Origin of the sequence: Bdellovibrio sp. HCB117, assembly GCF_047305915.1 — a bacterium.
GTDB classification, from domain to species: domain Bacteria; phylum Bdellovibrionota; class Bdellovibrionia; order Bdellovibrionales; family Bdellovibrionaceae; genus Bdellovibrio; species Bdellovibrio bacteriovorus_B.
Map to the genome: position 1 here is coordinate 1,349,527 of NZ_CP178622.1, position 16,482 is coordinate 1,366,008.

A 16,482-nucleotide genomic window follows, 5' to 3' on the forward strand; every position below is an offset into this window, starting at 1 on the left:
TGCCGCTCGATCAGTAAAGATAGCTCTTGATTGGATTGGAACCCTCTAAGGTTTTACATTTCTCAGTGCATTTTGAAGAGGAGCCGTGTGGAATTTCCATAACGCTGATGCTTACTGCCATCGGGGCAGTAGATTAAAATACCAACGCAGCTGGTGAAATGCTCACCCCGCTAGGTCTCTTTCACTTCCGCTAGCGCTTGACGTTCCAACTCAATCAACGACGGATGTTTCAACATCATCTGACGATATTCTTCAGCGGCACCCGAAAGCGTCACGCCGTAACTTTGAAAACGGAATACCACCGGAGCATAAAAGCAATCCGCAATCGACCATTCGCCAAAAAGATAGGGTCCGCTTGCGGCATGAGCGCTTCGGCATTCACTCCAGATTTGTTCGATGCGCTGAATGTCGGCAGAAATATCCGCGGGATCTTTCATGATTCTTTTTGCGATATTGCCTGGCATCGCTTTACGAAGTTCGGCAAAACCGGAGTGCATTTCCGCGACCACCGATCGTGCCCAAGCACGAGACTTCAGCTCTTGCGGCCACATTCTCTTTTCAGGATATTTTTCATTCAGATATTCCAAAATTGCCAGCGAATCCCAGATCGTTAAATCTCCATCGATCAAACAAGGAATGCGTCCTGACGGGGAGTACTTCAAAATTTCCTTCTGTGTCGAAGGCTTATCTAAAAGCACCACAGTCTCGACAAACGGAATGTTGAAAGAGTGAAGCGCCAGCCAAGCGCGCCAAGACCAAGTGGATAGATTTTTATCACCAATAATTAATTTCATAACAGTCCTCGAGTTGAAATACCGGGAACACAGACTCATCCCATATTAAATGAATAAGTTAGGCAGATGTATCAAAATTTTCGGAATAGATCTGCTGGATCTATGAATCGCCCTACACAAAATCTTTACTTCCTCAGCGCATCACTCTGCAAACGCTGATGTGCCAAAGTTTCGACTTCCTTCGCTAAGAACAGATTTTGCGCAAGCACACGATAAAAATTCTGCTGGCCGATTTCCAAAAAAACAGAATCCTGCTGCGTCGTCACTGTGGCCGTTCGTTGGCCGCCACTCATCAACAAAGAAATCTCGCCAAAGCAGGAACCTTGCCCAAGAACGTTGATGTTTTTTCCGCGTTGACTGATAACGACATTTCCTTGGACCAAAATATAACAGGCATTTCCCGGTTGTCCCTCTTGGAAAAGGGTCTGATGCGCTGGGGCCTGTTTCAATGTCCCGGAAAAAATCAAACTGTCCAAACTTTCATTCGGCAGATCCTTAAAGAAAGGGGATGAGGCCAAGGCCTGCAGTACCCAGAAGCGATGCTGTAGACTTTGTGCTTTATCGGTCTTAATTAGTTGATCAAACTCTGGTAAATGACGAACACGCAGGACTTCGCAATCCATCGTGGTGATCACATCAGCCGTGCGAGGCTGATTTAAAAGGAAACTTCTTTCACCGAAGATGGAACCACTGCTTAAAGTCGCCACCAGTTGCCGACGTTTCTCGTCTAGCACGCGATAAATCGAAGCATGGCCTTTTAAAAGAATGTACAGATCCCGATCGTGCTGTCCCGCTTGTGTGATGCGAGTGTTTGCAGGAACTCGCAGACGTTCGGATTTTTGCAAAAGAAACTGCGCCAGCTGCGGTTCTAAAGATCGAAAGAAGGGGAGATCCTCGGCTCGTACGGACGTCGCTGTGCCGGGAGCAAAAGACGCCGATTGAAAACGGACCTCTTTTGGAGCAAGGCCTGAAAAGTAATTTTTAAAGGAGGCATTCGTCAGAATTCCTTCCTCCACTAAAAATTGCAGCAATGAATAAAGCTCTCGAAAACTGACAAGCCATCCTTGTCCCAGGAAGAATTGAATCATCCCCTCGATGGAGCCTGAGTTTCTTAAAACATCCAAATATGAATAGTGCAGCGAATGCAGCCGGTAACTTTGACGGGTTTCAAGCACTGTCAGAGTTCCGCCGTCACCGGAAGGGGAAAGCTGCAAAGGTTTTAACTGGACCATTTCTTTTTCAAGCTTCATGCAACAGTCGTATCGGATAAAAACAGCTTTTAACTTACCGAACTTAAGTCTTGAAAGCGGATCCAGACTCGAGTCGATATGAAAACTCATCATACAATAAATTATGGCCATTACTGACTGTCGACATTTCTCGGGATACAAGCCCTGTGCAAAAAACTCAGACTGTACTCACAGTTGTCCTAAGAAAGACATTCCGCAAATATCTTTGCTGATCGTTCACTTGGGGGCTCTTGGCGCCGTCGTTCGCAGCACTTCGCTTTTAAAGGCCCTGAAACGTAAGTACCCAAGTTCGATGATCACCTGGGTGACAGATGCACCGGCTCATCACTTGCTTAAAAATCATCCGGCTATTGATCGCGTACTGACGACCGGCGAAGCCGATCTTTTGCAGTTGGGCGCTCTGGAATTTGAAGTCGCCTACGTGATTGATAAATCTTTAAAAGCCGCGGGCGTACTGAAGCGCACCTCCGTAGATCAGGTTTTCGGATTCAAAGTCGATACTAGAAATGGGGCTATTCTTCCCGCAACAGAAGCAGCGACGGAATTGTGGGAGCTAGGACTTAACAATCACAAAAAATTCTTTGAAAATAAAAAACCCGAGACTCAGCTGATGATTGAGGCCCTGGAACTGGGACCTTATCAAAGAGATGACTACTGGCTGCCTTTGACGACGGACGAAGAAAATCTTCGCCAGCAGCGAAGGTCTGCGTTCCTCGCGAAAAATAATAAAAGCTACGTCATCGGGTTAAACACGGGTTGCAGCAATGTGATCTCGTATAAGAAACTCACCGTTGAATATCACCGCGATCTGATCCGCCGTCTTCATCAGGAATTTCCCGAAGCGGAAGTGGTTCTTTTAGGTGGACCTGAAGATACGACACGAAACCAAGAAATTGCTCAGGATTTAAACGTCATTTCCACGGCCACCGAGTCGGGCCTTAGAGATGGCTTGGTCAGTGTTGCCGCTTGCGATATCGTGGTTACCGGAGACAGCCTTGGAATGCACATGGCCATCTCCCAAAAAGCGCAAGTGATCGCATGGTTCGGGCCGACTTGTGCTCATGAAATAGACCTTTACGATCGGGGAGTTCACATTCTGACGAAAAGCCCTTGCAGCCCGTGCTGGAAGAGGACTTGTGAAAAAAGCATTATGTGCTACGATCAAGTGTCTTTAGAGGAAATAGTGAATGCCCTTAAATCTAGTCGTGCAAACAGCCTTTCTTGGAGATCTTCTGCTCTCCATTCCGCTGCTGAAGAAGTGCCGGGAGCAGTGGCCCCAGCATAAGCTTGCACTCGTCTGTCGTAAGGGATTTGGCGATTTTTTTCTTAAAACTCATCTCGTAGACCAAGTTTTTGAAATCGAAAAAGGAAATGCGGACTCCTACGCCAAGATCGTAGAGCATCTTCGTTACGTGGAGGTCGACAATTTGATTTCTCCACACGAATCCTTAAGAACGGCGTTCTTTAACGCCAAGATTAAAGCCAAGCACAAAATCAGCTTTCAAAAATCCTGGAACTTTCTAATTTATTCAAAACGCACGCAGAAAAATGCACAGCTTCCCGATGCGATGAGACAGCTCAGTCTTCTCGCACCGGAAGACGCCAATTTGGCGAAGGATCTTTCCGATTACACGAAAGAGGCGAAGCCTTTCACGGCGCAAGAATTTGGTAAGCTGTCTGCACCGCCAAAGTGGGCGTCGATGAGTTTGCGTCATCAGGTTTTAGAACTCACGGACGTCTATTCTTCGCTGAAACAGCGTTTTGACCTTCAAGGATTTGATGAAGGTAAAGCCGTTTTGATATTCCCTGGCAGTGTGTGGGCGACCAAACGCTGGACGGAAGAGGGCTTTATCAACACGGGAAAAGCCCTTCAACAAAAAGGTTTTAAAGTCTATGTGATGGGCGGGCCGGGTGAAGAAGAGCTGGCTGAAAAAGTAGCCGCAGCGATTCCGGGTTCTCAATCTCTTGCCGGAAAAACCAAGATCATTGAATCGGCTCAGTTGATTGCTCGCGCGGCTTTATTGATCGGCAATGACAGCGCATCGACACATCTCGCAGCCGTTTGTGATACACCGTTGATAGCGGTATTTGGTCCCACGATTTTAGAATTTGGCTTTCGCCCCTGGTCTGCAGAAAGTTATGTCGTACAAACGGAAGGTTTGCCGTGCCGGCCTTGCGGCAAACACGGGCATAAAGTCTGTCCTATCGGCACCCATGTCTGTATGAAAAACATTTCTGCCGAAGACGTTCTGCGCACGGCAGGTTTTATTCTTCGGTCGTAAAATCCTTGACGTTGATACCGTACTTACGAATCTTACGCAGCAGCGTATTCTTAGGAATATTTGCCTGCGCCACTGTTTGATTGATGCGGCCGTTGTTGGCTTTCAAGGCACTCATGATAAATTCCTTTTCCATCTCTTCCTTGAAAGCATCAAAATCCAAAGGACCCGAATAACCAACGCTCGCTGTTTTATCAGGGCTTTCTTTCGGAGCTAGTTTCAAAGATTCTGGCAAAGAATCCACCGTAATCTGGTGAGAGTTCTCTACAATGAAAGCGCGTTCAATCACGTTTTCAAGCTCACGAATATTTCCAGGCCAACGATAAGCCTTCAACAAAGTTAAAACTTCGTCCGTTACGGCGTTGATAGTGCGACCGTGTTGTTTTGAAAACTTCTTAATAAAGTTTTGTGTTAATGCTTCGATATCATCGATACGCTCACGCAAGGGCGGCAGGAAAATAGGCATTACATTCAAGCGATAGAACAAGTCTTCGCGGAATGTGCCTTCTTCCATCATTTTTTCTAAATTTCGGTTTGTCGCCGCGATAATACGAGTCGTGGTCTTCACCTCACGAGTCCCGCCGACCGGAGTGAATTTGCGCTCTTGCAGAACACGCAAAAGTTTTACCTGCATGTCCGGGCGAAGCTCTCCGATTTCATCAAGGAACAAAGTTCCGTTGTTCGCCATTTGGAACTTACCAATTTTTCTTTCTACCGCACCGGTGAAGGCGCCTTTTTCGTGACCAAAAAGTTCACTCTCCATCAAGCTTTCAGGAATCGCACCACAGTTGATGGCCACGAAACTTCCGGACTTGCGAGGGGAGTTGAAGTGAATGGCTTTTGCGACAAGCTCTTTTCCTGTCCCGTTTTCTCCGCGCACTAGAACTGTCGTGTCGACTTTGCACAGGCGATAGATCAGATTAAAGACCTCTTTCATCTTCGAGGAGCCGCCTACGAATTCACTTTCAATATCATCGTCAAAAACCGGGTTAGAAAGAGCCAGGCTAGAAACCAAGTCACGGGCTTCCTGAGACTTACGTACAATCTCCGTCAACTGTTGCGGGTTGACCGGTTTTTCAACGTAATCGTAAGCGCCTTCTTTAATCGCCACAACAGCGTCATGAAGATTGGAGTGCGCCGTCATTAAAACGACAAACGTACGAGGATCGTGTTCTTTGATCGCCGTTAATGCTTCAATTCCATTCATCTCTGGCATCTTCACGTCCATTAGGACCAGATCCCATTGCTGTTGTTTTACTTTTTCTAGCGCTTCCTTGCCGGTGGAAGCTTCATCGATTGTAAAATCGATTTCCGGCATTGTAGATTTTAAAATCGAAATGACAGAGCGGCGTAACTCAGCTTCGTCGTCAACAATCAGAGTGTGGAGTTTGTTCATCATGCGATCACCTCGGTTTCATTTTCCATTGCGATTTCAGAGTCGAGCGGCAAAGTGAAGGACACCGTGGTTCCGTGTCCAACAGTGCTTTCCATTTTTACTTTTCCGCCATGCAGTTCAATAAAGTATTTAACTAAGTAAAGGCCTAGGCCGGTCCCTTTAGTTCGTAAATCCTGATCACTTCCGCGAGTGAATTTGCCCCAGACTTTTTCCATGTCTTCGGGTTTAATGCCTTCGCCGGTGTCTTTCACAATCACGTGAACCATGTCATCGGCCTCTAGCGACACCACTTCGATTTGACCATCGCGAGGGGTATACTTAATCGCGTTTTCAACAAGATTAATGACCACCTCTTTAATCAGGGTGGTATCAAATTCTAAAGAAAACATAGGCTCAAGTGCCGTGTGAATTTGGATATTCTTTTCACGCGCCAAAGGACGAAGTGTTTGCAAAGCCTCTTCAATCACTTCGTTAATATCGCCTACTTCAGTGTGAATTTTAAAGTCACGGGATTCCACGCGCAGAACTTTTAAGATGGACTGAATATAGCGGTTTAGTTCGTCGCCATAAATACGCAGTGATCGTAAATCCTGACCCAATTCATTATCAGCATTCTGGGTTAACAGACGATCGACAATGGCTTGGATTTTCGCAATCGGAGTTTTCAGATCGTGAGAAATCAAGCTGACGAAATTATTCTTAAGCTGCTCTAGCTCTTGCAAGTACTGCTGTTCTTGTTGCAGGCGGAAGTTTTTCTTTTCGATCTTCGTGGCTTGATAGCCGATGAAAATGATCCAACATGCACCTAAAAGCACAAATGGAGAAAACGCCGGGGACCAGAAATAGAAACTATCAAAGACCCATGCTGAAAGAGCGGCTAATAAAGTTCCAATCCACAAAATACAGAACAGAGCTACGGATTGCGGATAAGTCGTAATTAAGAAGACCGCCATCAGCATCAAAACGAAAAAGCCCGCCGCATACCACCAGAATGAAAGGCGTTTGATCCACTTATTGCCTAAGAGCGTGTCTGTGACGTGCGCTAAGATCTCTGTGCGCGACAATGTTCCAACGGGGGTCATGTACACGGGGGCGGCGGACGTCTCGGCACCAATCAAAACGATCTTGTCGGAAAAAGCATTCGAGGGAATTTCGTCATACATGATTTCACTCAAAGTGTATTGAGTGAAGACCCGGCTTGTTCCCGCATAGTTGATCGGAAGTCCGGCCAGAGTGGTCGGAAATTTCTTACCCGTTAAACGCTCCACCAAATGAGGCATTTCCGCTCGTTGCGGGAAGACTCGGCGAACAACGCCGTCTTCATCGCGACGAACTTCATTGTTCCCCAAGTTGTCATGTTCACGGTTTGCAAATGCCGGCGTCAAAACACGCTCTAAGCTGTTCGTAGTTGAAGCCCATACAACGCGTTTATCTAAAAACAGACGCTGCTCTTCAGGATTTAAGCGCACGGTTCCGATGTTATCGCCAAAGTACAAGGTCACACCGACAGAGCGGGGATTTTGGCGCAGAATTTTTAGAAGCAGCTCATTCCAAACAGGTTTGTTCCAGAAAAAGCTGTCGGTGATATCTGTGACCTCAGACATGTTGTCCAGGAAGTTAGTCCTGCTGTCATAGATCGTTGCGAAGTCAGACTGACGGATGGTGATAAGGACGATCTGCTTTGAGGCTTTTTGGTCTCCGCGCAGTTGAAAGCGTTGGTCGTAGGATGTGATCTCGTCGTTAGAAAGGGCCAGGCCTCCGATGCTCCAACAAAGAAGGCAACGAAGCCAAAATCCGCGGCGTCGGGAAAAGAAGCGAAGCAGGACTTCGAGACGGATTCTGAGGTTTTGAAATGAGGCCTTTTGCACGCGTCGCAACATAGCAAATTTATTAAAAAATTCAACTATTAAAAGCACTTACCGCCGAGCCCAGAAAGAGGTATATTGAAAAATATGCATATCCTTCAAGGCGTTAAACAGTTGAGCTCCCCACTAGAGGCCTCTGTGGTCACTATAGGGAACTTTGACGGTGTTCATTTGGGCCATCAGCAGCTCGTGGAAAATGTGGTCCGCGAGGCTCAGTATTTTGGTGTTCCTTCCGTGGTGTACACCTTCCATCCTCACCCTGTAAAAGTTCTGCATCCAGAGCGTGCGACGTACCGTCTTTTTGATTTGAAAGACCAGCAAGAACAGTTTGCTCAACGGGGGATTGAGTACGTCATTATCGAGGATTTCACGAAGGATTTTTCTAAAGTTTCTCCGCAAGATTTCCTAGAAAAATACATTGTCGAAAAGTTGCATCCAAAAACTTTGGTCGTCGGCCATGACTTTTCTTTCGGCGCCGATCGCGCGGGGAATATTCCGTTTTTAGAAAAGTTCTGCGCCGAAAAAGGCATTCGCTTAATCATCATTCCTCCATTCCAATTTCAAGGGGCCGTGGTTTCTTCCACCCGCATCCGTGAAAAACTTAAGGACGGGGAGGTCGAAAAAGCCAATGAGCTTTTAGGCCGGACTTACTATGTGCGAGGTCATGTTGAAAAAGGATTTCAGCGTGGTCGCACCATTGGCGTGCCTACGGCGAATATTCACCCGGATGTTGAGTTCACTCCGCGCAAAGGTGTGTACTGCACTTTGACTAAAATCGGCAGTCACATGCATCCTTCGGTCACGAATATCGGAGTAAATCCGACGTTCCAAGAAAATGGCAAAGGACCGATCAAAATCGAAACGCATCTTTTTGATTTCGATGCTCATCTTTACGGCATGGAAGTGGAAGTTTATCTTTTGCACTTCATCCGCGACGAAATGAAGTTTTCTGGTATCGAAGAGTTAAAAGCACAGATTCAAAAAGACATGATTGAAACCCGCAGGTATTTCGATGAACACCCTGAAGTTCGTTGATATTCGCCCGGAAGGGCCTAGCGTTTTTGCGAAGTATCTGGATTTTTTGTCTCGGCAAAAATCTTGGGGTTGGGTTGTTGAGCATCACGCGACATTTTCAGCCGAAGTCATGGAAGGTGCAACGGCCGTGAAAATAGCGCCGTCGTTATCTGATGATATTCTTCCGCAATTAAGAGTATTACCAACTCAAGTTCGCACTTCTCAAGTTTTAGATTCTTTTTTCCAGGACGAGGGAGGATGGTATCCGCGTCTTATTTTGCACGAAGCGATTCGCAGTGTTTTAGTGCAAGAAGCTCGGGACTTAGACATTCGTGCCCCGGGCTTTGTCGTTGGTGAAAGCAAAGAAGCTCGTGTGGCTGCTGGTGTGCTTGCTGAGATGGGAGTCTCTGAAATTTTTCTTGTCGGGGATCCCGCAGTTTTAGAACCTCAAAAACATGTTCTATCTCGTCAGCAATTGGGCATTCGCTTTAATATCCTCAACCCCGACGATCTGACTCTGCAGGCGGTGAGCGCCGGAGTGATGATTAACACCATGGATTTGCGTCAGAACAAAAGTTTGCTAACGGATCTGTCGTATTTCAATTTCATGAAGCGTGCGGGCTATGCACTGGATTTGAATTTGTTCCCTCTGGAAAATCTTTTATTGGAGGAAGCGGAGCGTGCGGATTTGAAAGTCTTGCCGCCTGTTTTAGTGGCAGAAACTTTCACGCGACTTTGGTTTCAGCGTTTGAAGTTGAGTGATGATATTTCAAACGATGAAATTCGCGCGACTTGGAATACATTTTTGAAAGAAAACTCTTCTTCGGTCTAGTTACAAAAAATGGCACCCTGTATTAAAGTAAGTCTAGTGACAGGAGCCATATGTCTTCACTCAAAATTGGTGAAATCTTAGTTAAGCAAGGTCTGCTGCGCGCAGATCAGTTGTCGCTTGCAATTGAAGAACAGAAAAAAGCCGGAAATAAGCTGACCTCTGCCATCATTCAATTGGGTTTCCTTAAAGAAAATCAAATCCTTCGCGCACTGGAAAAGCATTTCGCGGTTCCCGGCGTGGAAGTGAACACATTTGAAATTGATCAGTCGGTTATCAGTCTTATTCCTAAAGATGTCTGTGAAAAGAACACGTTGATTCCCTTGCAGAAGGCGGGAACCACACTGGTAGTCGCTTTTGCCGATCCTTCCAATATCATCGTTAAAGAAGACTTACGATTTATCACTCGCTGCCGTATTCAGGCCGTTGTAGGAACGGAAAGTGCGATTGCTTCCGGTATTGAAAAATACTATGGCGGTAGCATCAGTACGAAGTCTTTAAATGTGATCGGATCTGATGGGTTTGACGAAGAATTCAGTGTCAACAATCCTACGGCCGAAGTTATTGACCAAGACGGCGTGACAGACGATGCGCCTATCGTGAAGTTCGTGAACTCGATCTTAACGGATGCCATTCGTAAAAGAGTTTCAGATATTCACTTTGAACCCTACGAAAAGAAATACCGCGTGCGTTTCCGTATCGACGGTAACTTGCAAGAAGCCACGGCCCCTCCTGCGGGAACGGGTGCGGCTATTGCCTCCCGTATTAAGATCATGTCTAAGCTCGACATCGCAGAAAAACGCCGCCCCCAGGATGGTCGTTTGAAAGTCCGTACTTCCAAAGGGAAAGAGATGGATTTCCGTGTGAGTGTCTTGCCGACACTGTGGGGTGAAAAAGTTGTTCTGCGTCTTTTAGATAAATCGAATTTGCAGCTTGATATGACGAAGCTGGGATTTGAAGAAGACGATTTAAAACTTTTCAAATCGCAGATCAATCTTCCTCAAGGCATGGTTTTGATCACAGGTCCTACGGGTTCCGGTAAAACAAATACGATCTATTCAGCGCTTTCAGAACTGAATCAGCCGGATGTAAATATCTCGACAGCAGAAGACCCGGTGGAATTCAACTTAGAAGGTATTAATCAGGTTCAAATGAACCCGGATATTGAGCTGACTTTCGCAAGTGCCTTAAAATCTTTCCTGCGTCAGGACCCGGATATCGTTCTGGTGGGGGAGATTCGTGACTTAGAAACAGCCGAAATTGCTTTTAAAGCGGCGTCAACAGGTCACTTGGTTGTAAGTACCTTGCATACCAACGATGCTCCTTCGACGGTGATTCGTCTTACAGAAATGGGCGTGGCTCCTTATATTATTACTTCCACAGTGAATCTTATCGTCGCTCAACGTCTGGTGGGTAAAATCTGTGAATCGTGCAAAGCTCCGGTCGACGTGCCCGCCCAAATTCTTTTAAACTTGGGCGTACCTCAAGCCGAAGTGGGTGATTACAAAGTTTTCCGCGGCAAAGGTTGCGCGAACTGCAGTAACACAGGAATCAAAGGTCGTACTGCCATTTTTGAACTTATGCACATGACCGAAAAGATGAAAGAGGCGATTCTTAAAGGAGCCTCGACAGGACAGCTTCGTTATCTAGCACGTGAACAAGGTATGAGAACTCTACGTCGTAGTGCCTTGTTAAAATTGAAGCGTGGTTTGACGACGATTGAAGAAGTACTCAATGCATCAGTGAAGGACACATAATGAGTTTGACGGAACTTCTTTTGCAGGCAAAAGCGAAAAAAGCTGAAGAGTTTTTATTTGTAGTGGGCAGTGAACCGCGTGTTCGTTTGTCTTCAGGGTGGGCGAGTCTTCGCACTTCTCCCGCATTAGTAACGGAATGGAATCTTCTGCAGCAAAGTCTTTTATCTAATCAGCAAAAGGCCGTTCTGGATACGACGGGTGTTGTTCAAGGCGAAGCCTCTTTTGAAAATGTTCGTATTGGTTTTTCTTTCTTCCAACAAGACACAACAATGAAAGCCGTCTTGGACATGGACTTAGACGGTGGACGACAGGAAATTTCCTTACCGCCTTCACTGATGGAAAGCTGCGCGCGCATGAAAGGCCTGGTTCTTCTGTCTGGTCCCGGTGAAGCGGGGCAGGTGTGGGCATTGCATAAAATCCTGCAAAAGCTCAGTGAAGAAAAAGCTTTTGTCGGCGTTGTTTTTTCTCGCAAAGCTTTTCCTCAAGTGAAGGAAGCGAAGGCTTGTTATCTTTACCACAACGGTGACTTTTCAAAACCTGAAGAGCGCGAAAGCTTGATGGCGGGCGTAGATATGGTGGTCTTTGAAGGGTTCGCTGATGATGAATCATTGCTTGAGGCTATGACATTGGCGGAGCGCGGTCTTTTTGTTATTTATTCGATGAGGGCTCCATCGCTTACGAATGCTCTTCGTCGCTCTTTATCAGTTCTTGGAGAAAAATATGGAGAGCATGGCGCGCCACGCTTTTCTGAGATTTTAAGTTTGGCGGCGGGACAATACGCTGTCAGCGGACTTGCCGGAGACAAAGTTTTTGCACACGAAGTTTTACTTATGAAGCCTCAGGTGCGCAGCCTCATTGAGACGGAGGACTTAAAGGGCTTAGACTCTTTGATGAATCACGCCCAAGAAAATTCCGGCATTTTAACTTTGAATCAGTCTTTACTTCAGCATCTTATTCGTCGTCGTGTAGACCTAAAAACAGCATTTGAAGTTTCTCGTGATCCCGACAATCTTGATCAGCTCTTGAAAAAGGTAGGTATCTAAGATGGCAAAGTTTCAATACCAAGCAAAAAACGCCTCGGGCCAAGTGGTTCAAGGTGAAATCGAAGCCGCCAACCAACAAGAGGCGATCATTCGTTTAAGAGCGCAGCAGCTGTTGCCTGTTCGTGTCGTGCAATTTGGTGGCGCGCGTGCGGCCGCAGGAAAAAGCAGCACGGGGCTTTTTGCTCCGCGTGTGAATGGAAAAGATCTTCAAGTTTTCACTCGACAGTTTGCTACTTTGATCAATGCCGGTATTCCCGTCGTGGACTCCTTAAAAATTCTTTCTGAAGGTCTGCGCCCAGGGCTTTTAAAAGAGGCCTCTGCTCAAGTAAAAACTTCGATCGAAGGCGGTCGTCGTTTGGCTGACTCTATGGCGCAAGTGCCGAATGTTTTCGATAAACTTTACGTGAACATGATCCAAGCGGGTGAAGAAGCCGGTATCTTGGATAGCATTCTGCAACGTCTTGCCAGCTACATGGAAAAATCTGAAAAGCTGAAAGCGCAAGTCAAAGGAGCCTTGGTGTATCCGATGGTCATCATCGTCGTTGCGATGATCGTTATCGCGGGTATCCTGGTTTTCATTATTCCAAAGTTCATGGAATTCTTTGCGTCTTCAGGAAAAGAACCACCTGCTTTAACTCAAATGGTGGTGAATCTAAGTAACTCGATGATCAATAACTGGTACGTATACCTGGTCGTTCTGATTGTCGGTCCTTTCGTATTTGCGCAGTGGATCCGGACGGATGCGGGTAAAGACGCGTTTGATCGTTTCATCATGAAAGCACCGGTTTTTGGTGAAGTGGTGCAAAAGTCTGCGATCGCCCGTTTGACTAGAACACTTTCCACCTTGTTGTCTTCGGGTGTAGGGTTGATCGAGGCCATTGATATTTCCTCAAAAACTGCGGGCAATATCGTTATCGAACAATCTTTGCTTCGCTGTAAAGAGTCCGTAACTCAAGGTCGTACTTTTGCGGCACCTCTAGGAAAAGAAAAAGCCTTCCCCGAGATGGTCGTACAAATGATCTCGATTGGTGAACAGTCGGGTACTTTGGATATCATGTTGGGTAAGATCGCCGACTTCTATGAAGATGAAGTCGAAACCGCAGTAAAAGCTATGACCTCACTTCTAGAGCCTCTTTTGATGGTTGTTTTGGGTGGTATTATCGCCGTTCTTGTCGTGGCGATGTATCTTCCGATCTTCAACATGGCGGATGTGGTTCAATAGATGCGCCTAAGTTTTGCTTTGCAGAACAATAAAGAACAAGGACTGATGGTGGAGTTTGGCCGCCTCAGTCTTTTTGTTCTTATACTTGTTATCAGTGTTATTTCCAGCATCGTTCAAGAAGGATTCGTGAACTGGTCCATCTTAGGGCCGTTTTATTCCATTCTGACAGTGGCACTGGGACTTCATTTGATTTGGTTTTCCTTCTGGGACCAGTTGCTGCAACGTCCGCTTCTTTTGTTTTTGGGTTTTGTCGTCGACTCGCTGCTGATTTCACTTTTGATTTATCATTCGGGAATCAGTCAGTCCTTGTTTCTATTTTTGCACTTAGTAAATATCTTATTAGCGGGTATCGCGTGTCGCGGCGTGGGCGCGGTGACGTTGGCTCTTTTTACGAGCATCTTTTTTTCTGGGGCAGCTCTGTTTTCGCCAGAAATGAAAGCCCTGAATTTCTTTTTTCTTTTAGCTTTAAATAATATCGCGTTCTTCTCGGTCGCGGGATTGTCGGGATATTTAAGTGAACAGCTTCAATTTGTTGGTAGCGAACTTAAAAAAACCGGTCTAAGCCTTCGTTCTGCGCAAGAACTTAACGAAGTTTTGGTTGAGAATATTCCGACAGGAATGGTCTCATTCACTGAAAACGGAGAAATTGTAAAAGCAAACTCTTCGGCGCTCGAGATTTTAGGCATGCCCGATGTTTCGTCGGCGAACTTTTATCAGCTTTTTCCAGACGTTGATAAGGCAGAGTCTTTAGTCAAAAAAGACGTGAAGTACGCACCGTCGCCAGAAGCTCAGGCAAAAATCCTAGGTCTGACGGTATCCAAAATCTATAGTCCTGAGCTTCAATCACATCTTTCTATCGCGCTTTTTGATGACTTAACTAAAATTCGTCAATTGGAATACAACGCCCGTCAAAATGAAAAGTTGGCAGCGGTGGGCGGCTTGGCGGCGGGGATTGCCCATGAAATTCGCAATCCGTTAGCCGGTATCAGCGGCAGTATAGAGATGCTGACTCAAACAGTGACGAACGAAGATGATCGTAAACTGATGAAAATTGTTCTTCGGGAAATTGATCGCTTGAACAACCTAATCACTGAATTTCTGGATTACGCGCGCCCCGAAACGCCGCCGACAGATCCGGTGGATTTGTCTTCGCTTATGACGGAAGTTTTGGACTCTATGCGTACCAACAATCAAGTGCGCGCCGATGTAGAGCAAGTCAGACAGTACGATGCCGGGTTAAAGATCTTAGGTCGTCGTGATAAATTGAAACAGGCTTTTTTAAATATCATTATCAACTCATACCAAGCGATGAATGAAAGTCCGCAGCCGAAAATTTCCGTTCAAGCCGTGACGAAAGGCAATGAAGTGGAAGTGCGCATTCGTGATGCCGGATGTGGAATGAGCGAAGCGACGAAGAAGAAAATGTTTGAACCCTTCCACACGACGAAACCTAAAGGCACGGGCCTAGGTCTAGCTGTGACTCATAAGATTTTGGAAGGGCATGGAGCACAAGTCTTTGTCGAAAGCGAAGTCGGCGTAGGTACTGAGTTTATTTTGACTTTTCCCAAAGCAAACTGAGAGAATGAATAGAACACAGGACGTGGGAGCGTATACATGAAGTCGAGAATTCTTGTTGTCGATGACGAAGAATCCATTCGCGAGTTTTTAGAGATCATGCTTAAAAAAGAAGGCTATGAAGTGACTTTGGCTGAGGATGGCCAAAAAGCGAAAGACCTTCTAACGAAAAAAACTTTCGATATGATCATTTCGGATCTACAGATGCCGCATGTGACGGGTATCGAGCTTCTGAAACACGTCAAAGAGTCTTACCCTGATACGGTCTTCATGTTGATCACGGCTTTCGGTACAACCGAAACTGCGGTTGAAGCCATGAAGATGGGTGCCTACGATTATTTGACGAAGCCGTTTAAGATTGATGAAGTTCGTTTGAACATTCAAAATGCTTTACGTTCTCGCAACTTGGAAGTTGAAAATAGATCTCTTAAAAAAGAACTCGTTAAAGAATATTCTTTCCAAAACATGGTCGGAAACTCTCCGGCGATGCACGCGATTTACGATATGGTTAAGCGTGTCTCTCAAACTCCAACAAACGTTTTGATCACGGGGGAGTCGGGAACAGGTAAAGAGGTCGTTGCGAAAGCGATTCACTACAACGGTCCTTTGAAAGACCGCCCGTTTGTGACTGTCAACTGTGGTGCTATTCCTGAAAACTTGATGGAATCTGAAATGTTCGGTCATAAGAAGGGCTCTTTCACAGGCGCTGTTTCAGATAAAGCGGGTCTTTTCGAAGTGGCTGATTCCGGAACTCTGTTCCTGGATGAGGTCGGTGAGTTGCCTTTGACGATTCAGGTAAAGCTTCTTCGTGCGATTCAAGAGCGTGTAATCCGCCGTGTGGGTGCGACGGAAGACATGAAAGTCGAAGTGCGTATCATCGCGGCGACAAACAGAAATCTTGAAGAGATGGTTCAAAAAGGAACTTTCCGTCAAGATTTGTTCTATCGCTTGAATGTTATTAATATCAAAACTCCGGGTCTTCGCGAACGTCGTGAAGACGTTCCTTTGCTCGCAAATCACTTCCTTAAAAAGTACAACGAGCGTTTGGGTAAAAACATCGGCGCAATCAGCGCAGAAGCAATGGAGATTTTAAAGAAGTATGACTATCCAGGTAACGTGCGTGAGCTTGAAAACTTGATCGAGCGCACAGTGGCTTTAGAAGGTGGCGCAACCATCCTTCCTGAGTCTTTGCCACCGATGGTGAATACGGCATCGGGCCGCAAGATGGCCTCGTCCAATGAAATCGAAATCGGCGATGACGGTGTTGATCTTGATAAGGTGATGGGACAGATTGAAAAAGAACTTTTGGTGAAAGCGATTCACGCCGCCGGCGGAGTGAAAAAGAGAGCTGCCAAGCTTCTTCATATTTCATTCCGATCTATGCGATATCGCATAGAAAAATACAACCTCGGTGTTGTCGGTGATGATGAACTAGATGATGAATAAAATCTCAACAGA

General features: G+C 46.1%; 13 protein-coding genes. 9 read left to right on the plus strand and 4 right to left on the minus strand.

The genetic code is table 11. From position 1 onward, the window contains the following. Positions 1–170: 170 nt before the first annotated feature. Together ACLWBD_RS06455 and ACLWBD_RS06460 are read right to left on the minus strand one after the other, a co-directional pair. Positions 171–794, minus strand: coding sequence for a glutathione S-transferase family protein (locus ACLWBD_RS06455; protein ID WP_413570124.1), 624 nt, complete (start codon positions 792–794; stop codon positions 171–173). A 125-nt stretch (positions 795–919) separates the two neighbouring features. Then, on the minus strand, positions 920–2,137 hold the full coding sequence (locus ACLWBD_RS06460) for a cyclic nucleotide-binding domain-containing protein (protein ID WP_413570126.1): 1,218 nt from the start codon (positions 2,135–2,137) through the stop codon (positions 920–922). 10 nt (positions 2,138–2,147) lie between these two features. Between ACLWBD_RS06460 and ACLWBD_RS06465 the strand changes: the two genes are divergently transcribed. Both ACLWBD_RS06465 and ACLWBD_RS06470 read left to right on the plus strand, forming a co-directional pair. Then, positions 2,148–3,329, plus strand: a complete 1,182-nt coding sequence (locus tag ACLWBD_RS06465; RefSeq protein WP_413570128.1) for a glycosyltransferase family 9 protein — start codon at positions 2,148–2,150, stop codon at positions 3,327–3,329. Further along, the gene (locus ACLWBD_RS06470) at positions 3,232–4,326 is read left to right on the plus strand and encodes a glycosyltransferase family 9 protein (protein ID WP_413570130.1); all 1,095 of its coding nucleotides are present in this window, start codon (positions 3,232–3,234) and stop codon (positions 4,324–4,326) included. The genes ACLWBD_RS06465 and ACLWBD_RS06470 overlap by 98 nt, the downstream gene beginning before the upstream one ends. Here the strand turns inward: ACLWBD_RS06470 and ACLWBD_RS06475 are convergent. Both ACLWBD_RS06475 and ACLWBD_RS06480 read right to left on the minus strand, forming a co-directional pair. Beyond that, the gene (locus ACLWBD_RS06475) at positions 4,310–5,722 is read right to left on the minus strand and encodes a sigma-54-dependent transcriptional regulator (protein ID WP_413570132.1); all 1,413 of its coding nucleotides are present in this window, start codon (positions 5,720–5,722) and stop codon (positions 4,310–4,312) included. The two genes, ACLWBD_RS06470 and ACLWBD_RS06475, sit on opposite strands and share 17 nt — an antisense overlap. Further along, the gene (locus ACLWBD_RS06480) at positions 5,719–7,599 is read right to left on the minus strand and encodes an ATP-binding protein (protein WP_063208409.1); all 1,881 of its coding nucleotides are present in this window, start codon (positions 7,597–7,599) and stop codon (positions 5,719–5,721) included. The genes ACLWBD_RS06475 and ACLWBD_RS06480 overlap by 4 nt, the downstream gene beginning before the upstream one ends. Before the next feature lie 72 nt (positions 7,600–7,671). On the opposite strand from ACLWBD_RS06480, the gene ACLWBD_RS06485 reads away from it, so the two are divergent. The 7 genes from ACLWBD_RS06485 to ACLWBD_RS06515 are packed head-to-tail and all read left to right on the plus strand — an operon-like array spanning position 7,672 to position 16,470. Continuing rightward, complete coding sequence (locus ACLWBD_RS06485) at positions 7,672–8,619, plus strand: bifunctional riboflavin kinase/FAD synthetase (RefSeq protein WP_063208407.1); 948 nt, start codon at positions 7,672–7,674, stop codon at positions 8,617–8,619. Further along, positions 8,597–9,430 (plus strand): hypothetical protein, encoded by an 834-nt coding sequence (locus tag ACLWBD_RS06490; RefSeq protein WP_413570134.1) that lies wholly within the window; start codon positions 8,597–8,599, stop codon positions 9,428–9,430. Before ACLWBD_RS06485 ends, ACLWBD_RS06490 begins: the two co-directional genes overlap by 23 nt. A gap of 50 nt (positions 9,431–9,480) precedes the next feature. Next, positions 9,481–11,184, plus strand: a complete 1,704-nt coding sequence (gene pilB, locus ACLWBD_RS06495) for a type IV-A pilus assembly ATPase PilB (RefSeq protein ID WP_063208403.1) — start codon at positions 9,481–9,483, stop codon at positions 11,182–11,184. Beyond that, on the plus strand, positions 11,184–12,227 hold the full coding sequence (locus tag ACLWBD_RS06500) for a twitching motility protein PilT (protein ID WP_413570136.1): 1,044 nt from the start codon (positions 11,184–11,186) through the stop codon (positions 12,225–12,227). The genes pilB and ACLWBD_RS06500 overlap by 1 nt, the downstream gene beginning before the upstream one ends. Before the next feature lies 1 nt (position 12,228). Further along, positions 12,229–13,449 carry a type II secretion system F family protein gene (locus ACLWBD_RS06505; protein WP_063208399.1) on the plus strand — a complete coding sequence of 407 codons (1,221 nt, stop codon included), beginning with the start codon at positions 12,229–12,231 and terminating at the stop codon, positions 13,447–13,449. After that, positions 13,450–15,027 (plus strand): two-component system sensor histidine kinase NtrB, encoded by a 1,578-nt coding sequence (locus ACLWBD_RS06510; protein ID WP_413570137.1) that lies wholly within the window; start codon positions 13,450–13,452, stop codon positions 15,025–15,027. A 36-nt stretch (positions 15,028–15,063) separates the two neighbouring features. Continuing rightward, on the plus strand, positions 15,064–16,470 hold the full coding sequence (locus ACLWBD_RS06515) for a sigma-54-dependent transcriptional regulator (RefSeq protein WP_063208395.1): 1,407 nt from the start codon (positions 15,064–15,066) through the stop codon (positions 16,468–16,470). Positions 16,471–16,482 lie beyond the last annotated feature (12 nt).

Excerpts from the sequence above, each read along its gene's own strand:
- ACLWBD_RS06485 (WP_063208407.1), top strand. The coding sequence starts at position 7,672 with ATGCATATCCTTCAAGGCGTTAAACAGTTGAGCTCCCCACTAGAGGCC.
- ACLWBD_RS06510 (WP_413570137.1), top strand. The coding sequence starts at position 13,450 with ATGCGCCTAAGTTTTGCTTTGCAGAACAATAAAGAACAAGGACTGATG.
- ACLWBD_RS06515 (WP_063208395.1), top strand. The coding sequence starts at position 15,064 with ATGAAGTCGAGAATTCTTGTTGTCGATGACGAAGAATCCATTCGCGAG.
- ACLWBD_RS06500 (WP_413570136.1), top strand. The coding sequence starts at position 11,184 with ATGAGTTTGACGGAACTTCTTTTGCAGGCAAAAGCGAAAAAAGCTGAA.
- ACLWBD_RS06505 (WP_063208399.1), top strand. The coding sequence starts at position 12,229 with ATGGCAAAGTTTCAATACCAAGCAAAAAACGCCTCGGGCCAAGTGGTT.
- ACLWBD_RS06490 (WP_413570134.1), top strand. The coding sequence starts at position 8,597 with ATGAACACCCTGAAGTTCGTTGATATTCGCCCGGAAGGGCCTAGCGTT.
- ACLWBD_RS06480 (WP_063208409.1), bottom strand. The coding sequence starts at position 7,599 with ATGTTGCGACGCGTGCAAAAGGCCTCATTTCAAAACCTCAGAATCCGT.
- ACLWBD_RS06470 (WP_413570130.1), top strand. The coding sequence starts at position 3,232 with ATGCCCTTAAATCTAGTCGTGCAAACAGCCTTTCTTGGAGATCTTCTG.
- pilB (WP_063208403.1), top strand. The coding sequence starts at position 9,481 with ATGTCTTCACTCAAAATTGGTGAAATCTTAGTTAAGCAAGGTCTGCTG.
- ACLWBD_RS06475 (WP_413570132.1), bottom strand. The coding sequence starts at position 5,722 with ATGATGAACAAACTCCACACTCTGATTGTTGACGACGAAGCTGAGTTA.
- ACLWBD_RS06460 (WP_413570126.1), bottom strand. The coding sequence starts at position 2,137 with ATGATGAGTTTTCATATCGACTCGAGTCTGGATCCGCTTTCAAGACTT.
- ACLWBD_RS06455 (WP_413570124.1), bottom strand. The coding sequence starts at position 794 with ATGAAATTAATTATTGGTGATAAAAATCTATCCACTTGGTCTTGGCGC.
- ACLWBD_RS06465 (WP_413570128.1), top strand. The coding sequence starts at position 2,148 with ATGGCCATTACTGACTGTCGACATTTCTCGGGATACAAGCCCTGTGCA.